The sequence below is a fragment of the Liquorilactobacillus satsumensis DSM 16230 = JCM 12392 genome, assembly GCF_001435195.1.
In the GTDB taxonomy this organism is placed as follows: Bacteria; Bacillota; Bacilli; order Lactobacillales; family Lactobacillaceae; genus Liquorilactobacillus; species Liquorilactobacillus satsumensis.
The window spans coordinates 73,180-92,871 of sequence record NZ_AZFQ01000023.1 but is presented as its reverse complement, the minus strand read 5'-3'; the positions used below and the strand labels follow the sequence as shown (position 1 = coordinate 92,871).

28 protein-coding genes and 1 pseudogene are annotated in these 19,692 nt (G+C 35.2%); 25 read left to right on the top strand and 4 right to left on the bottom strand.

Going from position 1 to position 19,692, the window contains the following annotated elements:
• Positions 1–105 precede the first annotated feature (105 nt).
• On the bottom strand, positions 106–699 hold the full coding sequence (gene clpP, locus FD50_RS03160) for an ATP-dependent Clp endopeptidase proteolytic subunit ClpP (RefSeq protein ID WP_054756571.1): 594 nt from the start codon (positions 697–699) through the stop codon (positions 106–108).
• A gap of 495 nt (positions 700–1,194) precedes the next feature.
• Here clpP and FD50_RS03155 point away from each other — a divergent pair, with 495 nt between their 5' ends.
• Positions 1,195–1,500 carry a hypothetical protein gene (locus FD50_RS03155; protein WP_156653478.1) on the top strand — a complete coding sequence of 102 codons (306 nt, stop codon included), beginning with the start codon at positions 1,195–1,197 and terminating at the stop codon, positions 1,498–1,500.
• Positions 1,501–1,908: 408 nt separating this feature from the next.
• Here FD50_RS03155 and FD50_RS03150 read toward each other — a convergent pair whose 3' ends face one another.
• On the bottom strand, positions 1,909–3,069 hold the full coding sequence (locus FD50_RS03150) for a tyrosine-type recombinase/integrase (protein ID WP_275453080.1): 1,161 nt from the start codon (positions 3,067–3,069) through the stop codon (positions 1,909–1,911).
• 186 nt (positions 3,070–3,255) lie between these two features.
• Positions 3,256–3,927, bottom strand: a complete 672-nt coding sequence (locus FD50_RS03145; RefSeq protein ID WP_056960197.1) for a helix-turn-helix domain-containing protein — start codon at positions 3,925–3,927, stop codon at positions 3,256–3,258.
• 147 nt (positions 3,928–4,074) lie between these two features.
• Here FD50_RS03145 and FD50_RS03140 point away from each other — a divergent pair, with 147 nt between their 5' ends.
• The 7 genes and pseudogenes from FD50_RS03140 to FD50_RS03110 form a co-directional block, all read left to right on the top strand.
• Positions 4,075–4,260, top strand: coding sequence for a MerR family transcriptional regulator (locus FD50_RS03140; RefSeq protein WP_054756579.1), 186 nt, complete (start codon positions 4,075–4,077; stop codon positions 4,258–4,260).
• Between the two features lie 89 nt (positions 4,261–4,349).
• A complete protein-coding gene (locus FD50_RS03135) occupies positions 4,350–4,538 on the top strand; it encodes a MerR family transcriptional regulator (RefSeq protein WP_054756581.1) in 189 nt (62 codons plus the stop codon).
• A 109-nt stretch (positions 4,539–4,647) separates the two neighbouring features.
• Positions 4,648–5,031 (top strand): hypothetical protein, encoded by a 384-nt coding sequence (locus tag FD50_RS03130; protein ID WP_082610407.1) that lies wholly within the window; start codon positions 4,648–4,650, stop codon positions 5,029–5,031.
• Positions 5,024–5,716 (top strand): Rha family transcriptional regulator, encoded by a 693-nt coding sequence (locus FD50_RS03125; protein WP_056960196.1) that lies wholly within the window; start codon positions 5,024–5,026, stop codon positions 5,714–5,716. The genes FD50_RS03130 and FD50_RS03125 overlap by 8 nt, the downstream gene beginning before the upstream one ends.
• 4 nt (positions 5,717–5,720) lie before the next feature.
• On the top strand, positions 5,721–6,509 hold the full coding sequence (locus FD50_RS03120) for a hypothetical protein (protein WP_056960194.1): 789 nt from the start codon (positions 5,721–5,723) through the stop codon (positions 6,507–6,509).
• A 277-nt stretch (positions 6,510–6,786) separates the two neighbouring features.
• Positions 6,787–6,981, top strand: coding sequence for a hypothetical protein (locus FD50_RS03115; protein WP_054756590.1), 195 nt, complete (start codon positions 6,787–6,789; stop codon positions 6,979–6,981).
• 205 nt (positions 6,982–7,186) lie between these two features.
• Positions 7,187–7,448, top strand: a pseudogene (locus FD50_RS03110) (antA/AntB antirepressor family protein); the annotation flags it as partial.
• A 472-nt stretch (positions 7,449–7,920) separates the two neighbouring features.
• Here the strand turns inward: FD50_RS03110 and FD50_RS03105 are convergent.
• Positions 7,921–8,136, bottom strand: a complete 216-nt coding sequence (locus FD50_RS03105) for a hypothetical protein (protein WP_054756594.1) — start codon at positions 8,134–8,136, stop codon at positions 7,921–7,923.
• Between the two features lie 402 nt (positions 8,137–8,538).
• On the opposite strand from FD50_RS03105, the gene FD50_RS03100 reads away from it, so the two are divergent.
• The 17 genes from FD50_RS03100 to FD50_RS03025 all read left to right on the top strand — a co-directional run bounded on the left by FD50_RS03100 (position 8,539) and on the right by FD50_RS03025 (position 19,692).
• On the top strand, positions 8,539–9,006 hold the full coding sequence (locus tag FD50_RS03100) for a hypothetical protein (RefSeq protein WP_054756596.1): 468 nt from the start codon (positions 8,539–8,541) through the stop codon (positions 9,004–9,006).
• A 14-nt stretch (positions 9,007–9,020) separates the two neighbouring features.
• A complete protein-coding gene (locus FD50_RS03095) occupies positions 9,021–9,521 on the top strand; it encodes a hypothetical protein (RefSeq protein WP_054756598.1) in 501 nt (166 codons plus the stop codon).
• A gap of 39 nt (positions 9,522–9,560) precedes the next feature.
• Positions 9,561–9,890, top strand: coding sequence for a DUF771 domain-containing protein (locus FD50_RS03090; RefSeq protein ID WP_054756600.1), 330 nt, complete (start codon positions 9,561–9,563; stop codon positions 9,888–9,890).
• A 54-nt stretch (positions 9,891–9,944) separates the two neighbouring features.
• Positions 9,945–10,124 (top strand): hypothetical protein, encoded by a 180-nt coding sequence (locus tag FD50_RS03085; RefSeq protein WP_056960192.1) that lies wholly within the window; start codon positions 9,945–9,947, stop codon positions 10,122–10,124.
• Complete coding sequence (locus FD50_RS03080) at positions 10,125–10,535, top strand: hypothetical protein (protein WP_056960190.1); 411 nt, start codon at positions 10,125–10,127, stop codon at positions 10,533–10,535.
• Between the two features lie 639 nt (positions 10,536–11,174).
• On the top strand, positions 11,175–11,441 hold the full coding sequence (locus tag FD50_RS03075; RefSeq protein WP_054756607.1) for a hypothetical protein: 267 nt from the start codon (positions 11,175–11,177) through the stop codon (positions 11,439–11,441).
• An 11-nt stretch (positions 11,442–11,452) separates the two neighbouring features.
• Complete coding sequence (locus FD50_RS03070; protein WP_056960188.1) at positions 11,453–12,304, top strand: hypothetical protein; 852 nt, start codon at positions 11,453–11,455, stop codon at positions 12,302–12,304.
• A gap of 13 nt (positions 12,305–12,317) precedes the next feature.
• The gene (locus FD50_RS13020) at positions 12,318–12,749 is read left to right on the top strand and encodes an HNH endonuclease (RefSeq protein ID WP_082610409.1); all 432 of its coding nucleotides are present in this window, start codon (positions 12,318–12,320) and stop codon (positions 12,747–12,749) included.
• A 1-nt stretch (position 12,750) separates the two neighbouring features.
• Positions 12,751–12,924 (top strand): hypothetical protein, encoded by a 174-nt coding sequence (locus tag FD50_RS12645; protein WP_156653477.1) that lies wholly within the window; start codon positions 12,751–12,753, stop codon positions 12,922–12,924.
• Positions 12,925–12,926: 2 nt separating this feature from the next.
• On the top strand, positions 12,927–13,124 hold the full coding sequence (locus FD50_RS03060) for a hypothetical protein (RefSeq protein ID WP_054756614.1): 198 nt from the start codon (positions 12,927–12,929) through the stop codon (positions 13,122–13,124).
• 219 nt (positions 13,125–13,343) lie between these two features.
• Complete coding sequence (locus tag FD50_RS03055) at positions 13,344–13,859, top strand: phage terminase small subunit P27 family (RefSeq protein ID WP_054756616.1); 516 nt, start codon at positions 13,344–13,346, stop codon at positions 13,857–13,859.
• Positions 13,859–15,685, top strand: a complete 1,827-nt coding sequence (locus FD50_RS03050) for a terminase large subunit (RefSeq protein ID WP_056960186.1) — start codon at positions 13,859–13,861, stop codon at positions 15,683–15,685. The genes FD50_RS03055 and FD50_RS03050 overlap by 1 nt, the downstream gene beginning before the upstream one ends.
• A 59-nt stretch (positions 15,686–15,744) precedes the next feature.
• On the top strand, positions 15,745–15,930 hold the full coding sequence (locus tag FD50_RS03045) for a hypothetical protein (protein ID WP_054756625.1): 186 nt from the start codon (positions 15,745–15,747) through the stop codon (positions 15,928–15,930).
• 4 nt (positions 15,931–15,934) lie between these two features.
• A complete protein-coding gene (locus FD50_RS03040; RefSeq protein ID WP_054756627.1) occupies positions 15,935–17,044 on the top strand; it encodes a phage portal protein in 1,110 nt (369 codons plus the stop codon).
• Positions 17,045–17,051: 7 nt separating this feature from the next.
• A complete protein-coding gene (locus tag FD50_RS03035) occupies positions 17,052–18,986 on the top strand; it encodes a phage major capsid protein (RefSeq protein ID WP_056960185.1) in 1,935 nt (644 codons plus the stop codon).
• Positions 18,987–19,064: 78 nt separating this feature from the next.
• On the top strand, positions 19,065–19,352 hold the full coding sequence (locus FD50_RS03030; RefSeq protein ID WP_054756632.1) for a head-tail connector protein: 288 nt from the start codon (positions 19,065–19,067) through the stop codon (positions 19,350–19,352).
• A complete protein-coding gene (locus FD50_RS03025) occupies positions 19,339–19,692 on the top strand; it encodes a phage head closure protein (RefSeq protein ID WP_056960183.1) in 354 nt (117 codons plus the stop codon). Before FD50_RS03030 ends, FD50_RS03025 begins: the two co-directional genes overlap by 14 nt.

Here is a 19,692-nt window from a genome sequence, read left to right as displayed (position 1 = left end):
GTTTATCCGGAATAAAAGAGGGGCTGTGACAAAAGTTAACTTTTGTCACAGCCCCTAGCCTTATTTGAATTACCTGATTATAGACAATCCAAGCATTAAACCAGCTTATTTGACTTCTTTTTTATTCTTCATAATCCCATCGATTAAACCGTATGAGACAGCTTCAGAAGCCGTCATGAATTTATCACGTTCAGTATCATGATTGATGGTTTCGATATCTTGACCAGAACCATCGGATAAAATTTTGTTAATCAGTTTGCGGGTTTTTAAAATATGTTCAGCCGCAATACTGATTTCGGTTGCTTGGCCTTGCGCTCCACCTAATGGTTGATGGATCAATATTTCTGAGTTTGGTAAGGCAAAACGTTTGCCCTTTTCGCCAGCAGTCGCTAGTACACTGGCCATTGAAGCTGCCATTCCCATTACGATTGTTTGAACATCAGCTTTGACAAAATTCATTGTATCGTAAATTGCCAATCCAGCCGAAACACTGCCACCAGGAGAGTTGATGTAGATATAGATATCTTTTTCAGAATCTTGTGCATCTAAGAAAAGCAGCTGCGCAATGATTGCATTTGCCATGTCATCATTGACTTCACCGGAAAGCATAATAATCCGATCTTTTAACAAGCGTGAGTAGATATCGTAGGCACGTTCTCCGCGAGATGATTGTTCAATTACTGTAGGAACTAAATTCATGAACTGAAACCTCCTCAAATTAATTAATTGACGTTTTTAGTTTAGCATTCTAACGTCTGTATTGCTAGTTTAACCCGTTGGTCAAAAAAGGTCAAACAAAAGAACCAGTTCATAAAAATAAAAAGGGTTTGGGAGAAAGACAAGCTTACAAGCTGTAACTTTGTAAAAATTATGGGGCTACTGTAAAAGAAAAGTGAGGTAAATTAAGAAGCGTGAGCAAAAAATTGCCAACTGAACTGCATCAATGGTATAATTATTACATATTGAGCGTTATTTAATTTACAAATCAGTATTGAGTTTTTTGATCTTTCATAATTTGGGCGCAGTTTTGGAGCTGTAATGATTCTGTAGAGGTAGGGGCAGAATCTTGGAAGCTAGAATTTGACTTTGGTTCTTGTAATAAAATTTTGAATTAATTTAATGTAACTAACTTAATTAGAAGGCGTCGTACTGGTGATGTATGACGCCTTTGTCCACTATAAGGAAGTGATTTTTTTGGCAAAAGTCTTAGAGAATTTAAAATTAATCATTGGAGACGAATCTGAGTTTTGTGTCTATATTGGAACTACTAACGAAGAGAGTGAAGATGCTGTCGCAACAACTGTTCAAGGCAGCGGGCATCTGGTAATTGTAAGTGAGAATAATCCAGAGAATAACACAATTCAGCATGCAGACGGCGCGGCTTTTCCGCAAAGGCCTGATATGAAGATCTCCAAGATTTCAGTGAAGGATTCTTACAGAATGGATAATGTTAAGTACGATGATATTAAGAATGATATTGTCAAAGAAAAGACGCTTTAGTGTTTACGTTGTTTCCTTCCAGTTAAGCAGACGATTCAGCTCTGCTTGGTTGGAAGGCTTTTTTATTGAAAAAAATTGTTCAAACTGAGGTTGGCAGAGCTTGAATGAAAAAGATCAATTAAGAGTTCTTTTGGCTGTAATCCGCAAAAGAGTCAGCTATGGTTATGCCTATTATTTTGGTAAAAACAGAGCGTGAATGTTATCATTAAAAAGAAAGCGTTACAAAGTCTGTTGCTAGGCCTAGAAAGGTCAAAAATAGGGCAATAAAAAAGCCTCAATCAGTATGAGGCTTTCACAAAAAATTAGTTTAATGCGCCACGTGGGGTTGATACCTCACACAATGCTATCGCTGATATGGTAGTATTTGTAGACGGACTACAATAAATTTGAAGTATATTTGAAGTAATTTCAAAAACCGAGGTACTTCGATAATTTATTGATAGTCTGTTTTTTTGTATATTTAGTCACGTGAGTATAAATGTTTAAAGTAGTCTGAACGTCGGCATGGCCTAACTGTTCTTGAACCTGTTTAATAGTGGCTCCGGATTCGAAGAATAGGCTAGCAGCCGTATGCCTTAACCCATGAACTCCGATATGTTTAAGGTTATATTTTTTGATAATGTGATCCAACCATTTATTTGGTTTGCTGGTTGTTAGTAGGCCGTTATGATTACTTGAAAAAACGAGTTGGTTTAGGTTATCAGCGTTAAATCCAAGGATTAACAATTCTTTACGTTGTCGTTTCTGCCAGCGTTGTATTATAGCAGTAGTTTTTGAATCAAGATCAAGTGTTCTAATTGATTTAGGCGTCTTAGGCGTTCCAACAATCATCTTATTATCAACAGCACGAGTTACCGTCTTATTAATAGCAAGTGTTTTATGTATGAAATCAAAATCAGCCCATGTTAAAGCTAAGGCTTCGCCTTTTCGCATTCCAGTAAATGCTAATAATCTAAATAGGGCAACTGCCTTGTAATTAGATTCCTCGTACTCTTTATCCAAACATTCAAGAAACAGTTTTAATTCATTTTTATCCCAAAAATTCTCAAATTTTTCGCTGCCTACTTTTTTAACCGGTTTAGGCAAAGTAACTAGCTCCATAGGATTATCATAAATAATCTTTAGCCGTTTAGCCTCTTTAAAGACTAAACCAGCATAATTTTTAATCTTACGGAAGTCTACAAGTTCACTAGCCCACTGATTTACGATATTTTGGCACATAGGAGTGCTTATATCCTTAATTCGATACTTTCCTAGTGCTGGCAGTATATGATGCTTAAACAAGCCAAGAACACGGTTTAGGGTAGACTCCTTAACCGTGTTTTTATATGCCTTGATGAAGTACTCATAAATATCTTGATACTTCAAATTTCGATTTTCACTATAACCATGGTTATCTACATTCAACAGATTACGTCTCAAAGCAGCCTCAGCTTCATGTTTTGTAGCGAATCCACGTTTAGTTGTACGTATAGATTTACCAGTAGCAGGATTTACACCAATGGCTGCTTGATACATCCACATCTTTTTGCCTGCTTTAGTTTTGTATTGTAAAAAAGAAGCAATCATTTTCACCCCCCTATATTAGTATCTGAGTATGTTTACCCTTTTCACACGCCTTTTTAACTGTTAGACCAATGTCTGAATAAACTTAAAATTGATAACGAGTGTTACCGTTTTTATCAATATACTTCTTGGTAGTAGCCGGTATTTTCCTCCATAGCGTACCGTGCAGGGGCAGTGTTATGTAGAAGATTAAACTGATTTTAACAGTTCTAGACTAAGTTCTCCATTAGAATTTTTATTAACATTAAAAACAAAAGAAGACATAACTTCTTGCCGTACATTGTCAGCATTAAACATTACTGATAGTATTTCAATGTTTTTTCTTTTGGCATATTTGTTTAAGAACACAGTAATTACCTGCTTACAAATATTGAGAGCTTGTTCTTTTGTCAAAAAATCTAACCATTTTTTGGTTTTCTTAAAATCGAAGTTTAATTCTTTTTCAATTTTTGTTTTCACTGGTCTTATTGGCATACCGACAGAGCAAAAACTAAATGCAGCGTATTTTTCAGGTAAATAGACGATAAAAGGTATTTCGTTTAAGTCGGCATTATACATAACGCCATTTTTTTCAGAATTTTCTATAATAGGTTTTCTAGTAGCTAAAGCATATATCCACTCGCCATTTTTGGGCTGCAGGGGTACCTGAACAATGTAATCATCAGGAATAAAAGTGATTAACTCTGCTAGCTCAATAGTGAAATAGTTGCAAAGAGTATCCAAAGTTTCAAGTCTAACCATACTAATAGAATTGTTTGACATGCTGGTAAGTGAAGCTCGATTAATACCAGTATCATGACTTACTTGATTTATACTAAGATTTTCTTTTTCTAAAATTTTCTTTAAATGAAATTTAATCAATTAGTTTCCTCCTAAGTTATAAATAATCATTACATAAATTGATAGGTTTACATTGCAATTGTTCGTGATAATGATAAAATATGATTGTTGATAGGCAAATATTACAATTCCTGCCAACTAATTATAGCAGAAAGGAGTTGGAAATCAATGACAGTAAAAACATATCCTAGATTTTTAACGATGAAACAAGCTTGTGAGTATCTGAATATCAAAAGTGTAAATACATTAAAGAACAGATTTATTGCAACTGGTTTAAAAGTAACAGTAATTGGTTCAGTAAAACGAATTGACATTCGAGATATCGATATATTTGTTGAAGAACATAAAATTTAATCTGTACTGTGCGGGAGCAGTCAAAGGAAAAATCAAGATAGTAATAGCGTTTCCAATTGTAGTAATAGTATTTAGGGAGATGAAAAACAATGCAAAATGAGTTACCTCGCTTTATGAATTACAGTCAGGCATTAAAGTTCTTCAATATTGGAAGTTACAATACGCTTTACAAGTTTATTGAAGTTGGTTTGCCAGTAGTTAAGGTTGGCACACTAAAGCGTATTGACCAACAAGCAGCGGAAGAATGGTTTGCACAACACATTGTTAAAAATGATTAAGGAGGTAGAGGAAAGATGGGTTGGTTAATAGCGACAACAATTCTTGTAGCAATTGGTTTTTTAGCAGGGTGGGGATTGTGTCTCAATTTGAATTTTAGGGAGTAAGAAAATGGGTGTAAATACAAAAAAGCCTTGCTTAGTAAACTTTGGCGAGTTTAAGCAAGACGCTATATATAAAGTATTTACGCCTCTAATTATAACAAATTTGGAGGAAAATAACATGATTAAGATTGATAAAAAGGAAGTTACAGAAAAATATTTGTATAAAAAAGCATGTGATCTTACCGACATTCAGCAAGAGTTACGGACAATTACTGACTATTTTGATTATATTAATTACGCGGCTAAACAAGGCGATAAATTTATTTTGAATCATTTTATAGATAGTAATTCTTTTGGAAATACAGTTGATGTGCTACAAGGGATTGCAAAAGCAATTGGCTGCATTTCAAATAATATCTGCCCTGATGAAGCTGGTGATAGCAATGAATAATCAACTTGTTTTTGTCAAAGATCTTTCGTTAAATGCAGTACCGTTTACGACAGATGAAATTATTGCGGAGTATTCTGGTAACTCACTTCATGCGACAAAACAGATGATTCGTAATCATCAAAAAGAGATAGAAAAATTTGGGGTATTGGCATTTGAAATGCGTAAACCAATTAAAGGTTCAAAAGGCGGTAGACCAGTTAAAAAATATAGCCTTAACCGAGAACAAGCTACTTTTCTAATAACACTACTTGATAATACAGAGCAAGTTGTTCAATTCAAATTTAATTTGGTGAAACAGTTCTTTGCAAAAGACAAAGAACTTCAAGAACGTCAGATTAAGCGTGAAGCTGGGAAATTAACTACTTCGATAATGAATGATGCAATAAAGGCTCGTGAGGATTTAGATAGCCACGCATTTACCTATTTCAACCAACTAGTTTATAAAACTACCCTTGGTAAAAATGTAACTCAAATTAAGCGTGAAAGGGGCGTACCAAAAAGTACACCTGCAACTGAATATCTTTCAGCTGCTGAATTGAACAAGGTTAATCTTATGAAACAAAAGATTGCTGTTTTGCTTGAACTAGGAATGGAATATCAAGCAATTAAAGCTTTGATTACTGGTGCAGGTATAAAAGCTTTGATGGTTAATAAAACACAACATAGGGCACGAGAGGAGGCCTAGTTATATGGCACAGAGAAGAATGTTTTCTATTGACGAACTTCAAGCTGATGATTTTCTAGAACTTACACCTCAGGCACAAATTTTATATGTTCAACTAAGTTTAAATGCAGATGATGACGGTTTTACTTCTAGGGTAAAGATGACTCAAAGACTATGTGGTGCCACAAATGATGATTTGGATAGTTTACGTAAAAATGGTTTTGTTCATATATTTGAAAATGGAGTATCTGTCATTATGAATTGGAATGCAAATAATCAAATTAAAAAGGATAGATATCACGAAACGACTCATAGAGACGAAAAAGATGAGTTAATTTTGAATGACAGTGGTTGGTACAAATTAAAGGAAAAACCTGATTATGATTTGAATGGATACAGTTTGGATACAAATAGGATACAAGCTGTATCCAATAAAGATACGAAGTGTAACCAAAACGGAGACAACTTGGGTACTCAGATAGTTAAGGAAGTTAAGGGTAGTGAGTTCAGGAAGTTCAGTAAGGTCAGTCAAGCAATAGGAGAGGATAGTCCGAAAGGGGAACCTACTAAAAGTAGAAAATCTGTGCCTACTTCTAAGTTCATAACAGATGAATTAATAACCGAGGTTCTGAAACACAATAACAATGACGTTAATAAAGCTACTCTTGAGTTTCTAGATTCAGATGTTCCTATTGATTCGTTTGGAGACAGAATACATGAGTTAAGTAAGAAAATATCTGAGCAACAGGGTAGGGGATCTAATAGTAAAATAACAACTTTACCTCCACAAGATAAGAATGTTGCTAGAGGATAGAGGATAGAGGTAAACCTTTCCCCCGCAAGCGGGACCCCCTCGGCTAAAGCCGAGTTATATATTTAGAGTCTTAGTTTTCACTCCCCTGAACAACCTAAGGGACTTAGAAAGCTTAATAGCAAGAAGCTTTTCGATTATCTATAAAGCCAAGGAGAGGACACATTAAATAAAGAAGGTGATAGATTACAGCTATTCAGAAGAATAAGCGTAACAATGTAACGTTACAGTAACGCTTCTACAACGTTACGTGGATGTCGGCAGAAAGGAGGAAGAAATAATGAACGAACACTCGTTTCGCAAGAATGATGTTGATGCAATGCTTGAAACTCACAAAGACGTACGTCCTATCGTTTCAGATATATTGTCTGTTCTTTCAGATAGGCAGGAATATTGCTACCAGCAAAAAGAAACAGCACTCCATCTCGCTAATGAAGTACTGTTTGAAAGGCTTGTCACTAAGACCGGCGATTAAGCTCAGCTAAAAACTTTTTATAAGTTTGCAAATAGAAAGAAACAGAATTTTTTTCAGATACTTCGTTTTCTCTCCAACCATCAGCAACGTAAGCAACTGCTAGATCGTGTGCGATTCTCTCATTAGAAAGCATATTCAAAGGGGTTCACCACCTTTCTAGAACAGCTAAATTATACTACTAAAAATTTAAAAGAAGTTATCGAGAATGAATCAATTAATAACTATCAAAGTACAAGACAATCAGCAACTTGTTTCAGCAAGGGAATTGCATAAAGGTTTGAAAATCAAAAAGAGATTTAGTGCTTGGGTTGAACAGAACTTTAAAGATTTTGAAAATGGCACTGATTTTACGAGTGTACCTGAAGGTACGGTCGTTGAAAGTGGCAACGGGACCAAAAGAAGATACGACGACTATGCACTTACTCTTGGGAATGGCAAAAGAGCTTTCGATGATGAGCCACACAGAACTGTAGTTAAGCAAAAATTCAAAGATTTTGAAGAAAATGTTGATTTTGTGTTTACATCTGGAAGTGTAAAAATCTGTGCCTTGGTAAATCCGAGGTTGTGCAAAACGACCTCAGAATTCCTTTCCTTATCCTTCTGAGAGATAACGGATTTTAAATCAATATTAAATATCTTTCCGCCGCATCTGGCGCTAAAGTTTCGACAAGAGTGTCGAAGGCGAGCTTTGTGTTTACACCTAGAAGTGTAAACATGCCGAACGGCGGAACTAAGCAGATTGAGAGTGACGTTAGTGTGACGTCACATGACGCAACAACTTTCGATGATTTTATCAATAGTGTACAAATGTACGACAAACGTACACCAGAGTTTAGAGATAAGAGTTTAGAGATAAGAAAGAAGAAGACGAAGAAGGCCCCAAAAAAATAATGGATCTCTATGAAAAAGGAGCTCCATATAAGTGGAACTCCAAGTAAGCTATTGGGGAAAAATATTGGATACTGAAATAAGCTTGATTTTACCATTAGCGTATCCGACTGTTAAGTATCCCATAGCTTGTAATGTAGCAAGATCAGCTCTTAAAGATGAATCATCAAGGCCTGTCAGTTTTTTCAATTCATCAATGCGAGAAGTATGAGTTGGTCTTTTAGGACCAATTAACCGAGCTATCGATTCGATCAAAACAGTATTCATACAATCACCTCCCAAAGGTTATTGTATCAAATGTTTTTAGTATAGAAAGGAATGATCATACTGCCCCAAAAAACAACAAGAGTTGCGGATATAAGCAAGATGGTTTTTAGAAACTTTGATGCTAATGGAAAAGAGTTTGACCCAGCTAAAGTCACACTTAGCCCTGAATTGTCCTTTGAAATTTATCAAATTGTCAAGGCACATGAGGAGGAGAAAATTTCAAAACGAAATCGATAATAATGATTTTCTAAATTGTTCAGAACGGCTTAGAAAGTTTGCTCAAGATAACGGATGGATTGGAAGCAATGGGGACAGAAGATTTATCTTTTCCTTGAATGTGGATATTCATTGCTTATTAAAATTCATGGACGACAAAATTTAAATACCCGTAAGAGGTGCATTATGGATGAACTAGACGTCTTACTAATTAAGGAGTACATGAATATCCCAGCTAAAATAAAACGCCTTAGGTGTCACAAAAAGCGAATTGAGTATAGATTCAATCATCAACCCTTTATTAGTAGCTGCATGGGATACAACGAAGATGGTACGCGAGCCAAATTATTGCCAATTGATAAAGAAGTCATTAACTATATCTCTCATCTTGAATATATTGACTGGGCAATAAATGTTCTGAAATTCAAGTATAAGAATTTTGTACCCATTTTGAAGAAAATTCGTTGTGAAGATGTTTTATTACTAAAGCATGGTAAAAAATGTAGCAGGATTGCTTCAAAGAAAATTTTAGAAGAAATAGCAGAGATTGAAGAGGCTACTTCGTGGAAATATAATTTAGAACCTGAACCTGCATCTCATGCTAGCGAAAATGTTAATGAAAATTTGAAAAACATTTTGGATCTAATTTCGTAGGAGGTGGGCTTTAAGTGATTGACATTGAAAGTACAAGGCAAAAGTACCGTCAGGGTTATTGGAATAACTGGAATATAAGAAATACTTTAAAACGAAGATGGTACTTTTTTGATCATCATTTTTTAGAACTTGAAGGTTATGAGCGAAAGGACGCAATAGAGTTTTACATTCGTTTATCTTATTTAACAGATGAGGAGAGAAATGTTCTTAAAGATGCATTTTATACTAAGGAAGGGTCAAATAAAACTACGGACCAAATTAGAAGTATTTTAAAGAAGATGTCTATTCACAAAAATAAGATGCCGAATAGCGATACTGAGTTGCAAGTTTTCAATGAATTATTTGAAGGCTCCGAAGATCGTTTAGCAAAACTTGATGATATTCAATTAGGCGTGCTTAAAAGGCTTTGCTATGGAGAAAGCTTTTTTGAAGAAGCTTTGGCTACTACGGAGAAAATGACAATAAATGAATATAGAGCTGTGCTAAAGAGTATTTTTGTAACTTTAATAGAGTAATGGAGCTAATTCTGTATCAAAATAAGGAGGATGAGTTGTATGGCTTCTATAATCAACGAGGAAGAATTGAAAATTTTTTTAAGAGAGACTGTTCGAGATTTAGCTGATGAAATGCTTAGCAATGAACTCTCAGGGCATACATGGGGAATTGATGAATTCCGCAAAGCCTGCTGCGGTGGGAAAGATAAGCCTTGGGTTTCAACCTTTATTTTTGCACCATTCAAAAAAGAAATAGATGTAAAAAATGGTGGCTGGCTAATACCTGCTCATGGCAAAGGAACAAAATTCGTCATTTTTGCTAAGCCAGCTTGTGAATGGATGGAAGAAAACAGACAGCGTATCGATTGGGAAGCAAGGATTCTAAAATAACTTAGTATATTGATTGATTGAAATATATGATAAAAAATGAAATGAGGGGAAATAATGATTAGAACAAAAACAATTCATGCTGGCTTACCACAAAGCCTAGATAGGAAAGTACAAGAAGTGCTAGTAAATATGCCAAGCGAGTTAGTGCAAGACATTAAATTTGCTATTGCTAGTAATGGGGAAACTACTGAGTATTGTGCAATGATAATTTACAAAGTGAACGAGGGAGATTAGATGATGATTGAAAATAAGAACATATTACTGGTCATGGTAAAGCTTCATGATTCAGGGAAAACAATGGATACTATGGAGCAAGATATTGGGGCAACTTTTAATCGGATAAATGATGTTAGAACGCAAATAAACGAATTGATCGATATCCGTGAAGAAAATATCTTAACTACTGAGCAAAAGATTAGGCTTTCTAACTTACTTGCTCAAGATAAAAAGTTAAATGATGAGTTAGAAAAACTAAAATTAAATTTTAGAAATGAACATACTGTGTATGATCTAATTTCTCAAGAGTTGCAAGCTACTTTACGCTCAGAGAATTTCAAGGATAGTTGGGAGCCTGATGCTGAAAATCTGACAGTTGCTCAAAGGGCAACATTGGGTAATATGCTTAAGAAAGCAGGACTTGTGTAAAATATTTTGTTACGACACTAATCTAAAAAATCTAAGCGGATGCTTATGGGGGCAATATAAAGGGGTTGTAGTCATTGAGTAATAGAGAGAAAACATATACTTTATATCGGGGCGATCAATTTATAGATGTCGGTACATTGCGCGAGATATCGGAACGACAGCATATGTCACGTAACACACTTAAGTTCATGGCTACACCAGTTTACCGCAGGAAAGAGGTTAATTATGAAAAAAGGCTTTGTTGTTATAAAGTAGAGAATTAGTGTTTCAAAGGATATATTGAACGCAATATGGGGATTATAATAAGTGTGTAAGAAAGAGTTATACAGATTAATTATTCATTTGGTGAATTGAACGTATAATATATTATTCGATTTAAAGTATGGTCAGCAAAAGCTGTTATTAAGCTGGGACTGGAAACCTCGCTCGGCATAACCTAAAAATTGTTTGTACAGTTAGCACATCTGAAAAAAGTGCACAGTGTTTTAAACATCGGATGGCTCCGTTATCAGTAATGTGAATCTATCAGGATTCTAAAGGACGGTAGCCAAAAGGTAACCGTCCTTTTTGTGTATATAAATTTAAACTTTAGATTATCTATCTGACGTATTAACGAATTAAAAAAGAGGGAGTGAGAAAATGAAAAAAGATGAGGAATACGGTTTATTACGAGCTGCCTTTGAAAGAGATACATATCGGCGCACGGATCACGAGATTAAGGAGTCTAAGCGTCTGAGCAAAAGAGTAAAGTATCAGATCAAAAGTATTGGACTAACGATGAACGAAAAGAAGAAAATAGTTGGGGCTATAAAATCACTGGATCTTGAAAAAGATGCAATATATGTGGCAGCTAAGGCTGTTATTAATGCACCGAGTCTAGTGATTCAAAAGCCAGAAGAAGATTGAGATGATTCCTAATGATGAAAACAGTTGAAGAAAAATTAATTAATAGCCGTACATTTATCACTAATGTACATCAATTGGCTAATAGCTATTATATTTCTGATGCTGAAGCTCAGTCTTTGTTATTAGATGAGATATTGCAGCACAGATTAGGAAGCTACAATGATCAAGAAATTATACAGTCTTTGGCTGATAATAGCTCTGTTTTTAATTGGAAGATTACTTTTGCTGCCAAAGATGTTGGAAAGAAAATCAGCCAGCAACGAAGACGTGAGTCAGAGACAGTCGATATGCTGAAACTAGGGATTAATGATAGCTTTGTTATTAATTTAAGCAATGTAGCTAATTCTAAGGGATCTGATACTGCAAGAGTAATTCAACTATTACCAAAATTACTTCGCAAGAAATCAACTAGAGATTTTATATCACTAACTTTACTTTATGGTGAGATAGAGACGAGGGAAAGACTTGGTATAACTGAAAAACAATTTAAAAAGAAGATAGAGAACATTGAGGCCTTTTGCAAAAGACATAGGCAACGTTTTGTTAATTTAGTTATCAACAAAGAAGACGAGAAATTTTTAAGTACAGCAAAGAGGTTATCTGAATTAATTGGGTTTATTGAAAACGAAAATTATTCAGATGATTTGATGCAGTCGATAATTAATAAGCACAAAAGCTTTTTAAATGACATTCTAGGAGCTTATGCAGACTACCCAGTTAATCCAAAACAATTACTAAAGAATTATGCTAGTCAGCCCAACAAAGAGAAATATAAGCTAATTAACTGTATCTATGAGAATGAATACTACGTAAGGAGACGATTGAAACGTGAAGCTACACAGATGCGGACAGCTACTTTGTAATCGTTTAGTACCTATGAGTGAGCGGTACTGTGTCAAACATGCTTCACTTCATAAGTGGAAACCTAGACCGATAAGTAATAAGCAAAAGAAATTAGCTGATAAAAAATATAACGATAGCCAAAGAAACTCAGAGCGCAATGCATTTTATCATTCGAAACAATGGTCCAGAAGCAGGGAATATATTTACGCAAGAGATATGGCTACTTGTCAAGTATGTGGTAATGCAGTTACTAACAGAAAAGTTATTGATCATATTATCCCACTGAAATATTGTACATTGCAGCAACGCTTATCGCCTGATAATTTATGGACGTTATGTTATAGATGCCACAGCTTGAAAACAAAGTTAGAAGAGATCATAGCCAATGGAAATAATGGGAGCAATAAGATAGCACACATTAGTAAAGAAAACTGGAAGAAATATATCAAGAAAAGGATTGAATAGTATGACAACAAGAAAATCAAATACAACAGAAACAGAAGCAGAACGACTTGGTAAAATTGAAAAAGATTTAGCAGTAATTAAGTCGGACTTAACAGAGATCAAAGCAGGAATGAACGGTAAGAGTATGTATTCCAAAATCAAGCAGTATGAGTTGAAAAGATACAAGGGGTTGTAAGAATGGACAAGCAATTAAAGAATGATGGACGTAAAGAAGAGTTGATGCAAGAGCTAGGTGCTTACTATCCATATGTATCGACAAAAGTAATGGAATGTGCGCTGGACATTGTTAATGAGGTTGGTAAGACGCAAGTGGATCAAGTTGAGCTTCAACTAGAAAACCTCAAGAATAAACAGGCGTTGAGGTTATTAAAATAGCAAGCAAGCCTAAAAACAGGCTTGTTTTTTATTTGAATCAAGTATACTTGTGCGATAAAGAGGTGAAGGATTAAAATACCCCGCCCTAGCAGCGTTTTAAGAGGGAGCGTACACCAATAATTCACAAACACAAAAAAATTGTAATTTTAAAAAGTTTTCAGTAGGGGGTATAGGCATTTGACAAAGCAATAAAATTAATCAAAGAAAGGAAGAAAGTATGTGGGAAGAAAAAATAAATTAACAACAGATAAATCAGATAGAAAAGATCAACGTGATAGAACGGAAAAGTTGATTGATTCAACTAAAAATATGCAGTCACTGCAAGTTAGTCCACCAAGAATTTTAAAAGGAAAAAGCCGCTATATTTACAAACAGCTTCAGCCTATATTAGCGGAAACAAAATATATTAAACAGGCAGATTTACAGACTGTTATTTTACTCTGCATCAATATTGAAATGTATCAAAAAGCGTATGAACATTTGCAAGAACATGAACAGGTTCAAGCTGTTTATAGGACAGTTGTTAGTCCTACTACTGGAGAAATGAAAACTGATTTTAGTGGTTACAAGAAAAATCCCTCAGTTGGGATTATCAATGATTGTACGGCAAAAATAAGATCACTATCTACTGATCTTGGATTAAATCCAGAAAGTCGTGCGAGCTTGTTAAAGATTGATGATGGAGATAAAGATGCACCTACCTTTGATCAGATGCGAAAGGCGTTTGGTGCTTAATGAAATTTAATAAGAGAGAATATCAAAACGTCATTTTAAAATATAATGATGATGCTATGGATTACTGTTTAGATGTTTTAGAAGGTAGATTACTAGCAGGCAAGTTAATTAAATTAGCTTGTTTGCGACATCTACAGGACTTGAAGAAGATAGGCAACAATAATTTTCCTTATGAATATTCAGCTGATAAAGCTCAGGGTATGGTTAATTTTGCTCAGATGATTCCGGATGTTTCGGCAGATAAAGTTCTACCTTTGGCCAAGTTTCAAAAATTTATTTACGCCATGATTGATGGTTGGATAGATACAGAAACAAACGGCGCAAGATTTAAAACTGTTTATCTCAGTATGGCACGTACCAATAGTAAAACTCAGATTGCTTCTAGTTTAGCTTTAAGAGACTTTCTTTTAGGAATGCCAGTTTCAAGTAGACAAATCGTTGAAGCGTCTAACACTAATGAGCAGATTAAAACCCTATACAACTATACTAGGAAAGCTTGGCATGCTCTAGTAAAAACAAAATGGTTTAAGCAATTAAAAGATATAGTAGTTGATAATTCTCAAGAGATGAGAATTGATTCTAGTAATACCTTTTTAAAAAAGTTTTCTAGTGAAGGAACTACGGGCGACTCGGTCCATGCTAGTACAACTATTTTTGATGAATATCATTTGCAAAGGTCAACAGATTATATTGATAGTTTCTCTAGTGGAAACGTGCAAAACCCTACTGCCAAGGTAATTATAATTAGTACCGCTGGCACAGATCCGCGAGTTCCAATGAGGGAAGATTATACTGCTTATAGTGAATCAATCGAAAAAGGTAACTTAGATAATGAAGTTTTGTTCTTATGCTGGGAACAGGACAAAGATGACGAGGCTTTTAAACCTGAAACATGGATTAAGAGCAATCCGTTAATGGAAGTACCAGCTATGGAAATTAAACTGCGAGCAGGTATGTTGACTGAAAGAAACAAACAAGTAGCTGCTGGTAATCTTCCCAAATTCCTAGTAAAGAATATGAATCGATGGCAAAATGCCAAGAAGAATAGTTATGTTGAGTTATCTAGTATTGAAGAGGCAGTCATAAAAGAATTCAATATGCATAAAAAGTCTTGCTACGTGGGATTCGATGCATCTCTTGCTAATGATGATACAAGTTTAGTTTTTGTGTTCCCTTATGAAGATGATAAAAGCAATAACAAATATTTTGTTTATCAGCATAGTTGGATTCCAACCAAGATGGCCGGTGGAATCGAGGCAAAGAGTAAACAAGATGCTATTAACTATCAACATGCGGAGCAAGAGGGATTTTGCACTATCTCATCGAACCGATTTGGAACAGTAGATCAAGATCAAGTATATAACTGGATGATGAAGTTTATAGAAGGATACAAATTAAATGTCAAAGCGTTCTGTTACGATCAGTGGAACACAGGTACTTTTGTTAGAATGATTAATAATCAATTTGAGGATGTTGTTCCATTGCTGGCCATTAGGCAAGGTGCAAAAAGTCTGAGTGAGCCAACTAAATTTGTACAAGATAACTTTTATCAGGGAAATATCAAGATCTTAAATGATAGGGTTATGAAGGCTGGGTTATCGAATGCTGTACTGACATCAAAAGACAACGGGATTTTAATTGATAAGAACATGAGGAGCGCAAAGATTGATATGGTCGATGCTCTTATTGATGCTTTTTATGAGGGTATGTGGCATTTTACGGAATTTACTAATGAAAAAGAAGAAGGAAAAGATAATAAAAACCCATTTGAAGGTATGAAACAAGAAGATATTGATCAATATTACCTTAAAAATAATGCTTTTTAAGCTGAATCTAGTGTTAGCAATCGATAAAGATAATAGAAGAGTAAGAAAGAAGGTTAGTGATGACTAAAAATAACCATTTTTGGACGGTAGTTGCTGCTAATATCAGTTTTATCTTAGTAGATTTAGGGATGATTTGCTTTACTTGTGCAGCTTTTGCCCTCAATTTTGTAGCTGGATTAATAGTGGCTGGTGTCATGCTGATTATTTTAGCCTATATTCTCCAACCGCAGCAAGGTGGTGAGTAAGTAAATGGCAATTAATCCATTTGAAAAGATTAGAAAAACACGTTCACAGTATATTCCCTCTGGTAATTTTATGCCATTTAAAATTTCTAATGGTATAGCAATACCGAATGAGATAGTTAACGCAGATTATGCTTTAACGAACTCTGATATTTTCAGTATTGTGCACCGAGTAAGTGCTGATGTTGCTGCATGTGACTTAAGAACAGTGAACATACAGCTTAAGAATTTGTATAAAAGACCTAGTAAACTGATTAATGGATATGGTTTTTGGGAAACCGTGGTAGCCAATCTATTATTAAATGGAAACGCTTTTGTAGTAATTAAACGAGACGATAAAGGCAATCCAGTTAGTTTAGAGAATATTCCGTTATCTCAAATACAAATTGAGCTTCTTGACTGTTCAATAGATCTACTATACGAAGTTAATTATCAAGATGAACGTGGCATAGTCAAAGTTAATAGTTCAAATATGCTTCATTTTAGGATTATGCCTTTTAATTCGCAGGGAGCTTTGCAGTATTCAGGCATTTCACCGTTGACTAGTTTAGCAACAGAGCTAAACACTCAGGAATTGTCTAATAAGTTAACTCTCTCAACTTTGAAGCACGCTATTCTTCCTAACGTTGTTTTGAAATCTCCAGCTGGTTTGTTAAGTCCAGAAGCTAAAGAAAAAATTAGGAACGAGTATGAAACTAAATTGGGTGGAGATAATGCCGGTAGAGTGGCGGTTATGGATCAGTCATTAGATATTCAAACGATTCAAATTAATGCGGACGTTGCGAAGTTTCTCTCTAATGTTTCTATATCGCAAACGCAAATTGCAAAGGCTTTTAGTATTGATGCTAGTTATCTTGATAGTTCAAAAGGATCTCAACAATCTAATATTGAACAGATTAGATCACTTTATGCTGATTCTCTTCAAAGTTATATGAAACCAATCGAGAGTGAACTGGAAGCTAAGTTTGATTGTGATTGTAATTTGGATGTTACTTCGGCTATCGATATTGATAACCAACAATTTGTTGACAACATTTCTAAACTTACTACAGGGACGACTCCAGTTGTTCCGCCAGAAAAGGCGTTGATAGCATTACAAAATAAAGGAGTGATTTAGAAGAAACATGTTAATTAAAAACAAAGATGTGCGCACAATTGATGCTAGGTTTAAAGTGAGAGATGCCAGTAATCCAGATGATAAAACTATTTCAGGATATGCAGTTGTCTTTAATCAACCCAGCGAAGATTTAGGTGGATTCATAGAGTACGTAGATCCACATGCTTTTGAGGGTGTGGATTTAAGTAATGTATTACTGTTATTTAACCATGATTTTAATAATACCTTAGCTAGAGTAACAGCTAATAATCTTTCTTTAACTGTTGATGATACAGGGCTTAGATTTGAAGCTACTTTACCAAATACTCAACTGGGAAATGATACTTACACTAATATTCTTAATGGTAATTATCAAGGCTGTAGTTTCGGCTTTACTATTTCGGGTGATGACTGGAGTGAAGATGATCAAGGGACACCAATTCATACGATTTATAGAATAGATGAACTGTTTGAGATTAGTATTTGTCCTTTACCGGCTTATACAGAAACCAGTGTAAATGTTGAAAGGAGCTTGGAAAAATTGAAAAACAAAAAAAGAGATGTGGGAGCAACTGGAAACAGTGCAGATTCAGATACTTTGAATGCATTGCTTTCGCAGGTTCAAAATCTAACAGAGCAGATTACTACTCTGCAAGAAAATGAAAACAGTAATGAAAACAATAATGGAAATGATGACCAAATGACAGATAATGAGCAACCTCAATTTAATGTTGGTGATGTAGTAATTTTATCAGCTGATCATATGCCTGGAATGCAAGGTGCTATTGCAAAGGTAGATTCAGTCAATGATGGTGCATATGAAGTTGATTATTGGCCGACAGATGGCAGCGCGGAAGTCAAAAATCATAAGTGGGTAACTGCTGACGAAATGCAAGCAACTGATAAACCTTATCCTGCTTCAAATCCTTTAGCAGATGATGCTTCGGACTCAAGTTCAGAAGATGCCGCTGATACAGAGGATGCTAGAGATGATGGAGATGGGCAGTTACAGGATAGCTTAGACAAGCATTTAAAAGGGGAGAGCAGAAATAAGATGAAGAATGTCACACCTAAAGTAAATTTAAAAAATAAAGAAGTACGTGGATTTTTGAATTTTATGAAATCTAAAGGACAAATCAGAGATGGTGTAACAACAGCTGAATTAGGTGCTGTTATTCCAAAACAGATTCTTGACTTGGTAGATCAGCCTAATGATCCAACAAATTTAGCGCAATATGTAAATCAATCACGAGTTACTAGCCCTAAAGGCGATTTACCAGTTTTACAAAAGAATGTTGCACGATTGGTATCTAAAGCTGAATTGGCTAATAATCCAGATTTGGCGGACTTTGGTATTAAAGAAGTTGATTATAATCTTGAAACGTTGGCTGGTGTATTGCCGGTATCTTATGAAACTATTAGTGATGCAGCCGTGGATATTCCTTCTATCGTTGCTCAGTATGTTTCAGATGCACGTGCGCTAACGGAGCAGGAGAAGATCGGATCGGTTTTGCAAAAAGCAACTGCGGTATCAGCAGCAACAGCTGACGATTTGAAAGATGCCTTTAACAAAGGACTTTCAAATTATACAAAGATGATTGTTGTTTCTGAATCAGCTTATGCGGAAATTGATAAGTTGAAAGATGGTAATGGGCGTTATCTATTCCAAGATTCAATTTCCGCAGCAAGTGGTAAAACTTTATTTGGTGCTCCTGTAATCCCAGTTCCTGACACTGTTCTAGGTAAGGTTGGAGAAAACCATTTGTTCATTGGTGACCTTAATGCGTTTGTCCTTGAAGCATTTAAGGATGACATCGAAGTTAAGTGGACTGACAATGATCTTTGGGGAGATAAAGCCTCTGTATATCTACGAGCTGATTTTCAGGTTGCAGATGATGCTGCTGGTAAGTTTGTTACATTTACACCAGCTACAGGTACGACCACAACAACTTCTGGTAAATAAAATCCAATAGTGAAATGTAATCGCTTTAGAAAATCATAATACTTTAATAGGGGCGGTTATTAGAAAGGAGTGAACAGATTGGCAGTAGATACTAACACGATGGTAGCAGAGCTAAACTTAGATGATGATGAAGACAACACTGCTCTAGTAGCTAGTTTAATATTGGATTCTAAGTCATTAATACTGGATAGTTTAGGATTGAAAGATGATTCTACTTTGTCAGGTAATGTACTTTATGACAGATGCTTAAAAACAGTTGTTACTCAATTCTACTATGATAGAACTCTTTCTACTGGTTTAAGTGCTGGAACAATGCTAATGCTGATTCACTTAAAAGCGCAGGTGTTACCAGATGCCACAAATTAGGTATTCACCTTCAGACATGGTCAAGAAAGCTAATTTTGGTGGTGTGCAGAGCGTTAAAAATAAGTTTAGTGGTGCTAATGTTCCTACCTTTGTAAAGCAGTTTACACTCCACTACAAGGATATTAAGAGGACACTTACTCAGACCTACATGCTCCAAGGTACAGAGTTACAAGACACCAAGATCATAGCTGTAAGACATAATTCAAAACTTGTAGATACTATGAAGGTCCAGATTAGCGGGGACTCCTATGATATTAAAGATATTTCCGTAGATGATTCAAATGACTATATCACATACGACTTAATTACTATTGCAAAAGTTAAAAAGGGCGGTGCTTAG

Excerpts from the sequence above, each read along its gene's own strand:
- clpP (WP_054756571.1), bottom strand. The coding sequence starts at position 699 with ATGAATTTAGTTCCTACAGTAATTGAACAATCATCTCGCGGAGAACGT.
- FD50_RS03150 (WP_275453080.1), bottom strand. The coding sequence starts at position 3,069 with ATGATTGCTTCTTTTTTACAATACAAAACTAAAGCAGGCAAAAAGATG.
- FD50_RS03140 (WP_054756579.1), top strand. The coding sequence starts at position 4,075 with ATGACAGTAAAAACATATCCTAGATTTTTAACGATGAAACAAGCTTGT.
- FD50_RS03135 (WP_054756581.1), top strand. The coding sequence starts at position 4,350 with ATGCAAAATGAGTTACCTCGCTTTATGAATTACAGTCAGGCATTAAAG.
- FD50_RS03130 (WP_082610407.1), top strand. The coding sequence starts at position 4,648 with ATGGGTGTAAATACAAAAAAGCCTTGCTTAGTAAACTTTGGCGAGTTT.
- FD50_RS03125 (WP_056960196.1), top strand. The coding sequence starts at position 5,024 with ATGAATAATCAACTTGTTTTTGTCAAAGATCTTTCGTTAAATGCAGTA.
- FD50_RS03120 (WP_056960194.1), top strand. The coding sequence starts at position 5,721 with ATGGCACAGAGAAGAATGTTTTCTATTGACGAACTTCAAGCTGATGAT.
- FD50_RS03115 (WP_054756590.1), top strand. The coding sequence starts at position 6,787 with ATGAACGAACACTCGTTTCGCAAGAATGATGTTGATGCAATGCTTGAA.
- FD50_RS03105 (WP_054756594.1), bottom strand. The coding sequence starts at position 8,136 with ATGAATACTGTTTTGATCGAATCGATAGCTCGGTTAATTGGTCCTAAA.
- FD50_RS03100 (WP_054756596.1), top strand. The coding sequence starts at position 8,539 with ATGGATGAACTAGACGTCTTACTAATTAAGGAGTACATGAATATCCCA.
- FD50_RS03090 (WP_054756600.1), top strand. The coding sequence starts at position 9,561 with ATGGCTTCTATAATCAACGAGGAAGAATTGAAAATTTTTTTAAGAGAG.
- FD50_RS03085 (WP_056960192.1), top strand. The coding sequence starts at position 9,945 with ATGATTAGAACAAAAACAATTCATGCTGGCTTACCACAAAGCCTAGAT.
- FD50_RS03080 (WP_056960190.1), top strand. The coding sequence starts at position 10,125 with ATGATGATTGAAAATAAGAACATATTACTGGTCATGGTAAAGCTTCAT.
- FD50_RS03075 (WP_054756607.1), top strand. The coding sequence starts at position 11,175 with ATGAAAAAAGATGAGGAATACGGTTTATTACGAGCTGCCTTTGAAAGA.
- FD50_RS03070 (WP_056960188.1), top strand. The coding sequence starts at position 11,453 with ATGATGAAAACAGTTGAAGAAAAATTAATTAATAGCCGTACATTTATC.
- FD50_RS13020 (WP_082610409.1), top strand. The coding sequence starts at position 12,318 with ATGAGTGAGCGGTACTGTGTCAAACATGCTTCACTTCATAAGTGGAAA.
- FD50_RS12645 (WP_156653477.1), top strand. The coding sequence starts at position 12,751 with ATGACAACAAGAAAATCAAATACAACAGAAACAGAAGCAGAACGACTT.
- FD50_RS03060 (WP_054756614.1), top strand. The coding sequence starts at position 12,927 with ATGGACAAGCAATTAAAGAATGATGGACGTAAAGAAGAGTTGATGCAA.
- FD50_RS03050 (WP_056960186.1), top strand. The coding sequence starts at position 13,859 with ATGAAATTTAATAAGAGAGAATATCAAAACGTCATTTTAAAATATAAT.
- FD50_RS03045 (WP_054756625.1), top strand. The coding sequence starts at position 15,745 with ATGACTAAAAATAACCATTTTTGGACGGTAGTTGCTGCTAATATCAGT.
- FD50_RS03040 (WP_054756627.1), top strand. The coding sequence starts at position 15,935 with ATGGCAATTAATCCATTTGAAAAGATTAGAAAAACACGTTCACAGTAT.
- FD50_RS03035 (WP_056960185.1), top strand. The coding sequence starts at position 17,052 with ATGTTAATTAAAAACAAAGATGTGCGCACAATTGATGCTAGGTTTAAA.
- FD50_RS03025 (WP_056960183.1), top strand. The coding sequence starts at position 19,339 with ATGCCACAAATTAGGTATTCACCTTCAGACATGGTCAAGAAAGCTAAT.